The 12,749-nt window shown below is 59.4% G+C and carries 12 protein-coding genes; 11 read left to right on the forward strand and 1 reads right to left on the reverse strand.

The genetic code is table 11. The annotated features are described in order from the left end of the window. Positions 1 to 36: 36 nt before the first annotated feature. Entirely contained in the window at positions 37 to 900 is an 864-nt protein-coding gene (locus GWQ31_RS08220; protein ID WP_021138509.1) for a YicC/YloC family endoribonuclease, read from the reverse strand. 290 nt (positions 901 to 1,190) lie between these two features. Here GWQ31_RS08220 and rph point away from each other — a divergent pair, with 290 nt between their 5' ends. The 11 genes from rph to GWQ31_RS08275 all read left to right on the forward strand — a co-directional run bounded on the left by rph (position 1,191) and on the right by GWQ31_RS08275 (position 12,712). Next, positions 1,191 to 1,907, forward strand: a complete 717-nt coding sequence (gene rph / locus GWQ31_RS08225) for a ribonuclease PH (protein WP_219593140.1) — start codon at positions 1,191 to 1,193, stop codon at positions 1,905 to 1,907. 75 nt (positions 1,908 to 1,982) lie between these two features. Next, positions 1,983 to 2,636, forward strand: coding sequence for an orotate phosphoribosyltransferase (gene pyrE / locus GWQ31_RS08230; protein ID WP_275909096.1), 654 nt, complete (start codon positions 1,983 to 1,985; stop codon positions 2,634 to 2,636). 193 nt (positions 2,637 to 2,829) lie between these two features. After that, positions 2,830 to 5,259, forward strand: coding sequence for a heavy metal translocating P-type ATPase (locus GWQ31_RS08235; protein ID WP_275909097.1), 2,430 nt, complete (start codon positions 2,830 to 2,832; stop codon positions 5,257 to 5,259). Further along, positions 5,260 to 5,649 carry a Cu(I)-responsive transcriptional regulator gene (gene cueR / locus GWQ31_RS08240; RefSeq protein WP_005318178.1) on the forward strand — a complete coding sequence of 130 codons (390 nt, stop codon included), beginning with the start codon at positions 5,260 to 5,262 and terminating at the stop codon, positions 5,647 to 5,649. Positions 5,650 to 5,733: 84 nt separating this feature from the next. Next, complete coding sequence (locus GWQ31_RS08245; RefSeq protein ID WP_181455381.1) at positions 5,734 to 6,888, forward strand: diguanylate cyclase; 1,155 nt, start codon at positions 5,734 to 5,736, stop codon at positions 6,886 to 6,888. A gap of 30 nt (positions 6,889 to 6,918) precedes the next feature. Then, on the forward strand, positions 6,919 to 7,182 hold the full coding sequence (locus tag GWQ31_RS08250; protein ID WP_005318183.1) for a YihD family protein: 264 nt from the start codon (positions 6,919 to 6,921) through the stop codon (positions 7,180 to 7,182). A 196-nt stretch (positions 7,183 to 7,378) separates the two neighbouring features. Further along, positions 7,379 to 8,830 (forward strand): cytochrome c oxidase accessory protein CcoG, encoded by a 1,452-nt coding sequence (gene ccoG, locus GWQ31_RS08255; protein WP_096120015.1) that lies wholly within the window; start codon positions 7,379 to 7,381, stop codon positions 8,828 to 8,830. Between the two features lie 84 nt (positions 8,831 to 8,914). Then, positions 8,915 to 9,904, forward strand: a complete 990-nt coding sequence (locus tag GWQ31_RS08260) for a serine/threonine protein kinase (RefSeq protein WP_265461687.1) — start codon at positions 8,915 to 8,917, stop codon at positions 9,902 to 9,904. A 377-nt stretch (positions 9,905 to 10,281) separates the two neighbouring features. Then, the gene (locus GWQ31_RS08265; RefSeq protein WP_005318191.1) at positions 10,282 to 10,890 is read left to right on the forward strand and encodes a thiol:disulfide interchange protein DsbA/DsbL; all 609 of its coding nucleotides are present in this window, start codon (positions 10,282 to 10,284) and stop codon (positions 10,888 to 10,890) included. A gap of 156 nt (positions 10,891 to 11,046) precedes the next feature. Beyond that, the gene (locus tag GWQ31_RS08270) at positions 11,047 to 11,679 is read left to right on the forward strand and encodes a TetR/AcrR family transcriptional regulator (RefSeq protein ID WP_275909098.1); all 633 of its coding nucleotides are present in this window, start codon (positions 11,047 to 11,049) and stop codon (positions 11,677 to 11,679) included. Between the two features lie 49 nt (positions 11,680 to 11,728). Beyond that, the gene (locus GWQ31_RS08275; RefSeq protein ID WP_265461779.1) at positions 11,729 to 12,712 is read left to right on the forward strand and encodes an MDR family oxidoreductase; all 984 of its coding nucleotides are present in this window, start codon (positions 11,729 to 11,731) and stop codon (positions 12,710 to 12,712) included. Positions 12,713 to 12,749 lie beyond the last annotated feature (37 nt).

The following is a 12,749-nucleotide window of genomic DNA, read 5'->3' on the forward strand; positions in this document are numbered from 1 at the left end:
AGTAGAAGCCCGTCGATGACGGGCTTCTTGCATCCATCACTCTATGTTCTGGATCTGCTCTCTCATCTGTTCGATGAGCACTTTCAGCTCGACGGCGGACTGGGTCACGTCGGCGTTGATGGATTTCGAACCGAGCGTGTTCGACTCGCGGTTGAACTCCTGCATCATGAAGTCGAGACGACGGCCACAGGCGCCACCCTTCTTCATGATTTTGATGGTCTCACTGATGTGCATCTCCAGACGATCCAGCTCTTCGGCTACATCGATCTTCTGGGCCAGCATCACGATTTCCTGCTCGATGCGAGCCGGATCCAGCTCTACCTTGGCTTCGGCCAGACGGTCGGTGAGCTTCTGGCGCTGCCACTCGATGATCTGCGGCAGGTGCACGCGTACTTTCTTCACTTCCACCTGAATGCCATCCAGACGCTGCTGGATCAAGTTCTTGAGGTTGGCACCCTCGCTGGCACGGGAGGCGATGAAATCCTCCATGGTTTGGTCAAACCCGCCGAGCAGCTCGGTGGCGACCGCATCCATATCCTGCTCGGCGGCGGCCATGACACCAGGCCAGCGCAGCACGTCAACCGGGTTGAGCTGGCCCTGGCCCGCTTCTTTCATTACCCAGTTGGCGCTGTCGATGATCAGCTTGGCCAGCTCTTCATTGATGTGCAGCTGGCTGGCGGCGGCCTGAGCGGCTTCGAAACGCAGGTTGCACTCCACCTTGCCGCGCTGCAGCTTGGCGCGGAAACGTTCACGCAGCACCGGCTCCAGGCTGCGCAGTTGCTCCGGCAGGCGAATGTAGGTTTCCAGATAGCGCTGGTTGACCGAACGAATTTCCCAAACGGCTGTGCCCCAGTCGCCCTTGAATTCCTTGCGGGCGTAGGCGGTCATGCTGTGAATCATTGATTGTTCCGGGCTTGATGAAGTGTGCGGCCAGTATACTCAGCCAGACTTGTCCCGTCAGCCATAGCCGTGGCTTTAGAACCCGTTCCGGCTTTTGTGGGCCAGTATTGAGCCGGGCCCGGTGCTGCCTTGGCTCATGAACGAGGGTGATAGGCGCCGGTTTCTGCGTGGTTCCTCACCTTTGAGATGACTGTTCTTGACCGATCATGAACGGCTTCTTAGCGGCTGATATTTGGGGCTGGATCACTTATACTCCTTCGCCAATTTGAGCCAGCCCAGAGGTCCGTTCCATGTCACGTCCCAGCGATCGCAGTGCCGCGCAACTTCGCCCGGTTACCATTACCCGCAATTTCACCAAACATGCAGAAGGCTCAGTGCTGGTGGAGTTCGGTAACACTCGCGTGCTCTGCACCGCCAGCGTCGACACCAGCGTACCGCGCTTCCTGAAAGGGAAGGGTCAGGGTTGGGTCACTGCCGAATACGGCATGCTGCCGCGCTCCACTCACTCCCGGATGAACCGCGAAGCGGCCGCCGGCAAGCAGAGTGGCCGTACTCTGGAGATCTCCCGTCTGATCGCCCGCTCCCTGCGTGCGGCGGTAGACCTGACTGCGCTGGGCGAGCACTCCATCACCGTTGACTGCGACGTGCTGCAGGCAGATGGTGGCACTCGCACTGCAGCTATTACCGGTGCCTGCGTGGCGCTGGTGGATGCGTTGAACTGGATGGTCGAGAAGGGCATGATCAAGCAGAGCCCGCTCAAGCAGATGATCGCAGCCGTCTCCGTCGGCATGTATCAGGGTGAAGCCATCTGCGATCTGGAGTACATCGAAGACTCCGCCGCCGAGACCGACATGAACGTGGTGATGACCGAAGATGGTCGCATCATAGAGGTGCAGGGCACCGCGGAGGCCGAGCCCTTCACCCATGAGGAGCTGCTGGCGATGCTGGGGCTCGCCAAGGGCGGCATTGAAGAGATCATTGCGCTGCAGAAGCAGTCACTCTCCTGATTTTAAAAACGCGGCATTGACCGCGTTTTTTTATACCCCCACACAAGTAAACGACAAGCCAAGCAAGGAGCCAGAATGAAAGCCTACCAGCGTCAATTTATCGAGTTCGCCCTGGAGAAGCAGGTCCTCAAATTCGGTGAATTCACCCTGAAATCCGGTCGTAAAAGCCCCTACTTCTTCAACGCAGGTCTGTTCAACAGCGGCCGCGATCTGGCCCGCCTCGGCCGCTTCTATGCCGCCGCCCTGATGGATGCCGGCATCGAGTTCGATGTGCTGTTTGGCCCGGCCTACAAGGGGATCCCCATCGCCTCCGCCACCGCCGTACAGCTGGTGGAGCAGCACGATATGGATGTGCCCTGGTGCTTCAACCGCAAGGAGGCCAAGGATCACGGCGAGGGCGGCAATCTGGTGGGCAGCCCGCTCAAGGGGCGCATCATGCTGGTGGATGACGTCATCACCGCCGGTACCGCCATCCGCGAATCCATGGATCTGATCCAGGCCAACGGTGCCTCCCTGGCGGGCGTACTGATCGCGCTGGACCGTCAGGAGAAGGGCAAGGGCGAGCTCTCCGCCATCCAGGAGGTGGAGCGTGACTACGGCGCCCACATCATCGCCATCATCCAGATGAGCGACCTGATCCAGTATCTGGAAGAGAAGCAGGCCGAGCAGCCGGCGCTGGCGGAGCAACTGGCCGCCATGAAGGCGTACCGCGCCCAGTACGGAATTTAATCGCCCGCTGTTCTAGCGCTAACAAGACATGCATCGGCGCTCGCCTCTTGCCCGGGTAATCCGGCAGGGGGCGGGCGCCGTTTTTTTTTATGTTTAAAAAGTGTGTGTCGTGGCTTGAGCTTACCCTTACAGTAAAGGTTAGGGTTTGTCGGTCGGCAGCCAGTTTGGCCGATTGGTTCCGAGGAGGAACATCATGACCACCCAGATTCAAGACCCCATTCATCTGCAACTGCCGCTCAGCGGCATGAGCTGCGCCAATTGCGCCAGCCGCATCAGCACTGCCCTTAACCAGCTTGAGGGAGTAACGGCCACCGTCAACTTCGCGCTGGAGCAGGCGGCCATCGAGTTAGGTGACCCGGCCCGCTTGCCCGAAGTACTCGACAGCATTACCGGGCAGGGTTATGGCTACGGCCACGAGACCCTCTCCTTCCAGATCAGCGGCATGACCTGTGCCGGTTGCTCCGCACGTCTCAACAAGATGCTGGCGGCATTGCCTGGGGTTATTTCGGCTGAGGTCAATTTCTCCATCGAGCAGGCCCGCATTACCCTAGTGCCGGGTATGCAGACGCCGGCCTTGTTGCGCGAACGTATAGAGGCGCTCGGCTTTGGAGCCCAGTTGGCGCAGGGCTCTGCCAGCGGTCGCCGCCAGCAGTTGCAGGCGCGGGAGGTGCAGGAGGCTGCCGCCGCACACAAGGCGCTGATCCAGGTTGTTATTTCAGCTCTGCTGACTCTGCCGCTGCTGGTGGGCATGATCGCCATGGCGGGGCTGCTGCCCTGGCATATGCCCGCCTGGCTGGAGCTGGTGCTCGCTACCCCGGTGCAGTTCTGGATTGGGGCCCGCTTCTATCGCGGCGCCTGGCTCGCCATCAAGAACCGCTCCGCCAACATGGATGTGCTGGTGGCGACCGGCACCAGTGCTGCCTACTTCTACAGCCTCTACCTGCTGCTGACGTTGGGGATGGCCGCCAGCGGCAAGCTCTATTTCGAAGCGAGCGCCATCATCATCACGCTCATTTCGTTGGGGAAACTGCTGGAGGCGCGCGCCCGCCGCAGCACCCAGTCCGCCATTCGCGAGCTGATGGCGCTGCGGCCGGAAACCGCCACCGTCTGGCGTGGCGAACGCTGGCAGAGCCTGGCCATAGATGAAGTGCTGCGCGGCGATCGGTTGCGGGTGCTGGTGGGCGAGCGGGTGCCTGTGGATGGCAAGATAGTGAGCGGCGCAAGCGATCTCGATGAGTCTATCCTCACCGGTGAGAGCCTGCCGGTACCGCGCAGTGTCGGGGAGAGCGTGCTGGGTGGAGCCATCAACCGCTCCGGCGTACTGGAGATCGAAGCCACCACAGTGGGGGAGGATTCCAGCCTCAGCAAGATCATCGCCTTGGTGGAGAGCGCCCAGATGGGCAAGGCACCGCTGCAACAGCTGGTGGACAAGGTGTCCGCCGTGTTCGTGCCTGTGGTGATGGCCATAGCCCTGTTCACCCTGCTGGTGTGGTACGCCATCGGCAACGACTTTGGTCAGGCACTGCTGGCTGCCGTAGCCGTGCTGGTGATCGCCTGTCCCTGTGCGCTGGGGCTGGCGACGCCGGCAGCCATAGTGACAGGCACCGGGGTGGCGGCCCGTCACGGCATTCTGATCAAAGATGTAGATACCCTGCAGAAGGCCCACGCCATCAAGGCGCTCATCTTCGACAAGACAGGTACCCTCACTCAGGGGCGGCCCGTGTTGGCAAGCTGGAGCGGCAATGCCGAGCAGTTGCGCCTGGCAGCCGCCCTGCAGCAGGCGAGCGAGCATCCGCTGGCACTGGCCATGCGTGAGGCGGTCGGCACAGACGTGGTGCTGCCCCAGCCGGAGGAGGTCGAGGTGCGGGTCGGTGCCGGGATCAAAGGCCAGGTGGCGGGCCATGAAGTGGCCATCGGCAATGCCTCCCTGCTGGCCCAGCTCGGGATTGAGCAGCCGCAGCAGGATGAAGAGCCTGCTGACGGTGCGACCCGGGTCTGGGTTGCCATCGACGGCGTGGCCGTCGGCATCGCGGCCCTGGCCGATACCTTGAGGCCAGAGAGCCCGGAAGCCATTTCCACCCTGCGCCAGCGTGGCATCGCCAGCTGGCTGGTGAGCGGCGATGCGCCGGCACCCGTGGCCCATATCGCCGCCAAGCTGGGGCTGGACGGAGCCTTTGACTCCGTGCTGCCTGCGGGCAAGGTGGAAAAAGTGGAGGCGCTGCGCGCCCGCACCCAGGGGCTGGTGGCCATGGTGGGGGACGGAGTGAACGACGCCCCTGCGCTGGCGGCGGCGGACGTGGGCATCGCCATGGGATCCGGCTCCGATGTGGCAATGGAGACTGCCTCCATCACGCTCATGCGATCTGACCCTCGCTTGGTGGCCGATGCCATCGACATCTCTGCAGCCACCTGGCGCACCATACAGCAGAACCTGTTCTGGGCCTTCGTGTTCAATATCATCGGCATTCCGCTGGCGGCACTGGGCTATCTCAGCCCCGAGCTGGCGGGGGCGGCCATGGCCCTGAGCAGCATTACCGTTTTGAGCAATTCCCTGTTACTGAAACGCTGGCAGCCCAAGGCGGCGCACACACCAGCCCTCATCCAGATTGGTAAGGAGACATAAATGAATATCAGCAAGGTTGCCAAGGCCACGGGGCTGACCGCCAAGACGATTCGCTACTACGAGAGTATCGGCCTCATTTCAGCCCCTGTACGCAGCGACAACGGTTATCGCAGCTACACGGAGGGCGCGTTGCGGGAGCTGCGCTTCGTCAAGCGTGCGCGGGAGACAGGCTTCAATCTGGAGGAGTGCCAGGAGCTGTTGGCGCTCTATCGGAACGAGCACAGAACCAGCGCTCAGGTGAAGAAGCTGGCGCAGGAGAAAATAGTCGATCTGCGCAGCCGCATCGCAGGCTTGCAAGCCATGCTGACCTCCCTCGAAGGGCTTGTCTGTTGCTGCCACGGGGACGAAAATCCTGAGTGTCCTATCCTGGACGAGCTGGAACGCGGTTGACTAACCGCTTAATAACAGACGTTTTATTGTTGGCCCGGAAGGGGGAGTGGTAGACTGTGCGGCTCTTGTACAGGGAGCATGCAGTTGACTCAGAGTGTGACACGTCAGGTGAAGCAGGCCATCATGGCCCAGCTTTATACTCACTCCTCATTCAGCCTGCCTTGCCTGGGCCTGCTGGCACTCGGCTGGAGCCTGCTGTTCCACGATTACCTGCCCGCTGGCGAGGCACTCGGCTGGTTGGCTCTGGTCTGCCTGCTGCTGCTGTGTCGAGGCTGGCACCTGCGCTGGCGTCAGTCCAGTCTGACGCAGACCCCCTTGCCAGTGCTGGAACGCGAGCTGTTCATCGGGGTCACCATTACTTCCATCATCTGGGCGCTCGGTGTGCTGCTCTACATGGACAAGCTGCCCGACACCTATCGTGCCGCCATGATGATGCTCTCCAGCCTGATCCTCACCGGCAGTGCCATCATGCTGTTTGGCAGCCGCCGCTCCCTCTATGGCGCCGTCTTGCCACTCGGGCTTGCCATGCTGTTCGAGCTGGGGGCCGGCAACGAGCAGGAACGGATTGTCTCCTGCATGCTGGCAGGCTATCTGTTTGTCTTCTTGCCGACTCTGCTGCGCCGTCTGCGGCGGGATCAGGTCGCCTCTCTCTACCACCGCTTCTCCAACGCCGATCTGGTGGCCGAGCTGAAGGCGGTCTCCGAGCATTTGCGTCTCACCTCCCGCCTCGACGGCCTGACCGGCATCGCCAACCGCGCCCACCTTGACGACTCTCTGGAACGGGCCTGGCGTCGCTGCCATCGTGCCCGGGCACCTCTGTCGCTGGTGTTGGTAGATGTGGATTATTTCAAGCAATTCAATGATCTGTACGGTCATCAGCAGGGTGACGAGTGTCTGCAACGGGTGGCGGCGCTGCTGGCCGAGGTGCAGCGTCGCGAGGATGATCTCGCCGCTCGTTACGGCGGGGAGGAGTTCGCTCTGTTGCTGCCCTGTACCAGCATGCAGGGGGCCTTGCAGATTGCCGAAAACGTGCGAATGGCCCTCAAGGATCTGGGTATCCCCCACCAGAAATCCCTGGTCTCTGGCCGGGTCAGTTGCAGCTTCGGGGTCGCCACTCTGGTGCCGGATCAGAGCGGCTCCATCGCGGAGCTTATCCAAAAAGCGGATGCGGCCCTCTATCAGGCCAAGCATAATGGGCGGGATCGTATCGAAGTAGCCTTGATGGGTAAGGTTGCCTGAGTTTCACATGACAGATTAAAGAGGTTGTCTATGCAATGTCATCGTATCGAAGAGCTGCTGGAGTTGTTGCAGCCTGCCTGGATCAAGGAACAGGATCTCAGCCTGGTGCAGTTTGTTGCCAAACTGGCGGCGGAAGCTGGCTATGACGGCGCCTTGTCCGACCTGACCGACGACATGCTGATCTACCACCTCAAGATGCGGGAGTCCGACAAGCAGGCGATGATCCCGGGTCTGGCCAAGGATCATGTGCCCGATTTCAAGGAAGCCCTGCTCAAGGCTCGCGGCATCAAGTGATCCCGGCTTGATACAAACCGGGCTGAGTAGTTTCAAGAGAATCTCAACGAGAGGTGTATCGTCAACCGGCGATACGCCTTTTTTGTTGCTGAAAATTGCGACATGACTCGAACATTAGATACATCTTACCCACACAATTAGCAGGCTGTTTAAGATATAATCCGCTCCATAACAAATAAGGGAGCTGTGTCTTGCAATGGCCGATCATGAAAAAATCGATATCAAGGATGTGACTGACAAGGGCGTCACCGGGACTTTCAACCCGAACACGTTTAAAGCCAGCGATGACAGGTTCAATCCCGGCAACCGCATTTACGTGAGGGCACAGACCGGCTATTGGCAGCGGATGCGCAAGGTCATGGGCTGGTTCTTCGTGGTGCTCTTCGTTGCCTTGCCCTGGTTGCGCTATGACGGTCGTCAGGCCGTGCTGTTCGATGTTGGCCATCAGCAGTTCCACATCTTTGGTGCCACCATCTGGCCGCAGGATCTGACCCTGCTGGCCTGGATCTTCATGATCGCCGCCTTTGCCCTCTTCTTCGTGACCACCTTCCTCGGCCGGGTCTGGTGCGGTTATCTCTGCCCGCAGACGGTCTGGACCTTCATGTTCATCTGGTTTGAAGAGAAGCTGGAAGGGGCTGCCAACAAGCGGCGCAAGCTGGATGCCGCCCCCTGGAGTGGCGAGAAGCTGGCCCGCAAGGGGGCCAAGCATCTGGCCTGGATCCTGTTATCCCTCGGTACCGGTCTCACTTTCGTCGCCTATTTCCAGGATGTGACCGAGCTGGTGCCCGACTTCTTTACCCTGCAGGCGAGTGGCTGGGTCATCTTCTGGGTACTGTTTTTCACGGCCTGTACCTACGGCAATGCCGGCTGGATGCGTGCCATCATGTGTATCCACATGTGCCCCTATGCCCGCTTCCAGTCAGCCATGTTCGACAAGGACACCTTCATCGTCGGCTACGACACCAAGCGTGGTGAGACCCGGGGTGCCCGTAGCCGCAAAGCGGATCCCAAGGCGCTGGGGCTGGGGGATTGCATCGATTGCGACCTCTGCGTTCAGGTCTGCCCGACCGGCATCGACATCCGCGATGGCCTGCAGTACGAGTGCATCAACTGCGGTGCCTGCGTCGATGCCTGCGACCAGACCATGGATCGGATGGGCTATCCGAAAGGGCTGATCAGCTACACCACAGAGCACAAGCTGGCCCATAACAGCACCCATGTGGCGCGGCCCAAGCTGCTCGGTTATGGCCTGGTGATGGTCATCATGCTGGGGGTGTTCGTCTACAACGCCATGTCCATCATGCCCATGGGGCTCGACATACTGCGGGATCGCAACCAGCTGTTCCGCGAGAACAGCGAGGGGCTCATCGAGAACACCTATACCCTCAAGATCCTCAACAAGACGTTGCATGCCCAGACCTATCAGCTGGATGTGGAAGGGCTGCCGGAGCACGAGTGGTTCGGCCCCCGCGAAGTGACCCTGAAGGCGGGCGAGATCTACACTCTGCCGGTGAGCGTGGCGGTCGATCCCTTCAACCTGAAGAAGCCGACTTTGGATATACAGTTCGTGCTGAAACGGGATGGGGCGGCAGCCGATGACAGCAAGGGCACACTGCGTCAGGCCAGCAAGTTTATCAGCCGGCTGTAATGGGAATAGTTGGTGCAACTGATTGGTGTGGAACGCCATTGAGCTTAGTGGTGATAGAATGGGGCGCAACGGCGCCCCTTTTTAATGGTGGATGACATGCGTTTCAACTATTCCGATCTTACTCCCGACCTCATCATGGATGCGCTGGATCTCAGCGGTCTGCGACTCGACTCCGGCCTCATCGAGCTCAACAGTTACGAAAACCGGGTCTATCAGTTTCAGGACGAGGAGCGCCGCCGCTATGTGGTGAAGTTCTACCGTCCCGGTCGCTGGAGTCGTGCCCAGATCCTGGAAGAGCACGACTTTGCCGCCCGACTCAATGAGGCGGAGATCCCGGTCGCTGCGCCGCTCTCCTTCGCGGGTGAAACCTTGCTGGAGCATCAGGGCTATCCCTTTGCCATCTGGCAGAGCGTGGGAGGCCGCCAGTTCGAGGTGGACAACCTGGATCAGCTGGAGTGGGTGGGGCGCTATCTTGGCCGGATTCACCAGATCGGTGCCAGCCGATCCTTCCATCACCGCGTTCGGCTGGATGTGGAGAGCATGCTGCACGAACCGCGTGAGCTGCTGGCATCCGGTGAATGGCTGCCGAGCGGGCTGGCCAAGCAATTCTTCGGTGTACTCGACGAGCTGATCAAGCACGTCTGTGATGCCATGACTCTGGATGTGGCACAGATCTCCCTGCACGGTGACTGTCATCCGGGCAATATTCTATGGCGTGATGGCCCCATGTTTGTCGATCTCGACGACTGCCGCACCGGCCCCGCCATCCAGGATCTCTGGATGATGCTGAGCGGCGAGCGCCACGAGCAGTTAATCCAGCTCGACACCCTGCTGGCCGGCTATGAGGAGTTCATGGAGTTCGACCCGCGCGAGCTGGCCTTGATTGAGCCGCTGCGGGCCATGCGCATCGTTCACTATATGGCCTGGCTGGCACGGCGCTGGGACGACCCTGCGTTTCCCCGTCACTTCCCCTGGTTCAATACCGACCACTACTGGCGTCAGCAGATTGCGACCCTGCATGATCAACTGGCCGCGCTCAAGGCACAGCCGTTGACCCTGACGCCAGGGTGGTGACATATCAGGAGTGCTGATGGGTGCCCGCAGACCGCGATACCTGCCGCACGATCAACTGGCTGCGCTCAAGGCGCCACCGTTGACCCTGACGCCGGGGTGGTGACATATCAGGAGTGCTGATGGGTGCCCGCAGATCGCGATACCTGCCGCACGATCAACTGGTCGCGCTCAAGGCGCCGCCGTTGACCCTGACGCCAGGGTGGTGAGCGAGGGCGCGTCGGCATCAGCCCACAGCGATTGTCTGTCGATGACGCTCTCTGCCGTAGCGCCTGCCGGTGTGGCCCTTTGCCATTGACGTCTGAGTGGTGACGCAATAGGCTTGGCACTGCTTCGGTTCGCCGGGCGTGCCTCACAGTGATCCCTTAACAGGAAACGTCATGAAAAAAGTACTATTTTTCCTCGCTGCCATGCTGATGATCCCCATGGTTCACGCCGCCCCCGAATTCAAGGAAGGCGTTAACTATGACGTGGTCAAACAGACAGGCAGTGCCCAGCCGGAAGTGGTGGAGTTTTTCTCCTACTACTGCCCGCACTGCGCGACCTTCGAGCCGATCGTTGAACAGTTGAAAGCGGGGATGCCAGAAGGCGTTCCCCTCAAGAAGAACCCGGTGGCCTTCCTGGGCCGCGAAATGGGTCCGGAAATGCAGCGCGCCTATGCCCTGGCCAGCCTGCTGAATGTTGAAGCCAAGCTGACCCCGGCTATCTTCAACAAGATCCATACCCAACGCCAGTATCCGCAGAGCCGCGCGGATGTGAAGCAGATCTTCCTGGATAACGGCGTGCCGGCTGAAGAGTTCGACGGTGCCGTCGACAGCTTCGCCGTATCCGGCATGGTGTCCCAGTTTGATCGCAACACCGAGAGCTACAACATTCGCGGTGTGCCAGCCTTCCTGGTCAACGGCAAGTACATGGTTAAGATCGAATCCATTACTTCTCAGGAACAGTTCAGCCAGTTGGTGAATTTCCTGCTGGCCAAGAAAGACTGATCCCGCTGTACTCCATGAAAAAGCCCGCCGGTGCAAACCGGCGGGCTTTTTGTCTGTTTGAACCCGGGATCATGCGGTGACAACCAGCTGTGTTGGCAACGGTAATGATGATTCAGAAACTTGTATTTTAAAAACGATCGGTCTAATGTTGTTGCCATGGATACAATTCGCCCTTCACCTCGTCGCCGTGGTCGACCTCCACGCCAGCGGGACCATCAACTTGATACTCGCGATTTACTGTTGCGGGCGGGACTGATTGTGCTGACTGAAAAGGGTTTTTCAAGCAGTGGTCTCGATGAGATCCTCAAGCAGGCCTGCGTACCCAAGGGATCTTTTTATCACTATTTCGACAGTAAGGAAGCGTTTGGCAAAGCACTTATTGACTGCTATGCCAGTTATTTTGTGCGCAAGCTGGAGCGTCATCTGCAAAACCCGGCGTTGTCTCACCTTGATCGCATCGCTGCCTTTATTGCCGATGCGCAGGAAGGCATGCAGCGATATGAATTCAAACGAGGTTGTCTTATCGGTAACCTCGGCCAGGAAATGGGAAGCTTGCCAGAAAGTTTTCGTGAACAACTTGGCGGGGTGTTCCGCGACTGGCAGCAACGTTTTACCCGTGTCCTTGAGGCGGCACAAGCTGCCGGTGAAATATGCCCTCAGGTTGACTGCTCTCAAATGGCCGCATTTTTCTGGATTGGTTGGGAAGGTGCGGTGCTGAGAGCCAAGTTGGAGCACAGCAATGAGCCGTTGCAACTATTTGCCGCCTGCTTCTTCCGCAGTATCAGGTGATTTTTTTTATAATTTAATAGGCGATCGGTCTAATTGTTGGGAGAAAAGCATGTTTAAAGGCATTGTGATCAGAAAAGATGAGGCTGGCTATCGCGCAGCAGTTGAAAGCATCGAGGAAACACAGTTACCGGACGGTGATGTGCGGGTGAAGGTTGATTATTCCACCCTCAACTATAAAGACGGGCTCGCCATTACCGGTAAAGGGCCGGTCGTCCGCAAGTTTCCCATGGTGCCCGGCATCGATCTGGTCGGGACTGTGGTCACCTCATCACATACTGATTATCAAGCGGGTGATCGGGTTTTGCTCAATGGTTGGGGGGTGGGTGAAGTGCATTGGGGGGGCCTGGCTCAGCAGGTGAGTGTGAAAGGAGAGTGGCTGGTCCCCATGCCCGCACAGATTAGCCCGCAGCAGGCCATGGCTATCGGCACCGCAGGTTATACCGCTATGTTGTGTATCATGGCGCTTGAGCGACATGGCCTCAAGCCTGCGGATGGAGACATTCTGGTTACGGGGGCGGCAGGTGGCGTCGGTAGCGTTGCCATCGCGGTGCTTGCCAAGCTGGGTTATCGTGTTGTCGCTGTGAGTGGTCGTACCGCCGAGCAGGACTACTTCATGCAGCTAGGCGCCAGCGAAGTGCTGGATCGCGCCGAGTTTGCCAATCCGGGTCGGCCGCTTGGCAAAGAGCGTTGGGCGGGTGCCATTGATGTCGTGGGCAGTCACACGCTTGCCAATATCTGCGCGACAACCCGTTATCGTGGCATCGTTGCCGCGTGTGGACTGGCGGGTGGCATGGACTTTCCGGCAAGCGTTGCTCCCTTTATCTTGCGCGGCGTCACCTTGGTAGGGATCGATAGTGTCATGTGCCCACGTGCCGAACGGTTGGAAGCCTGGTCGCGTCTGGGGCAAGATCTGGATATGACCAAGCTGGATCTGATTGTGCGGGAAATAGGGTTGAATGACGTCATCCCTACCGCAGCCCAGTTAATAGAGGGATCAGTGAGAGGGCGGGTTATCGTGGACGTCAATCGCTGATAGCTGCCACGAAACAACGACACGGTCATCATGGCTT

The organism is Aeromonas sp. 2MA4, from assembly GCF_029237305.1.
GTDB classification, from domain to species: Bacteria; Pseudomonadota; Gammaproteobacteria; order Enterobacterales; family Aeromonadaceae; genus Aeromonas; species Aeromonas salmonicida.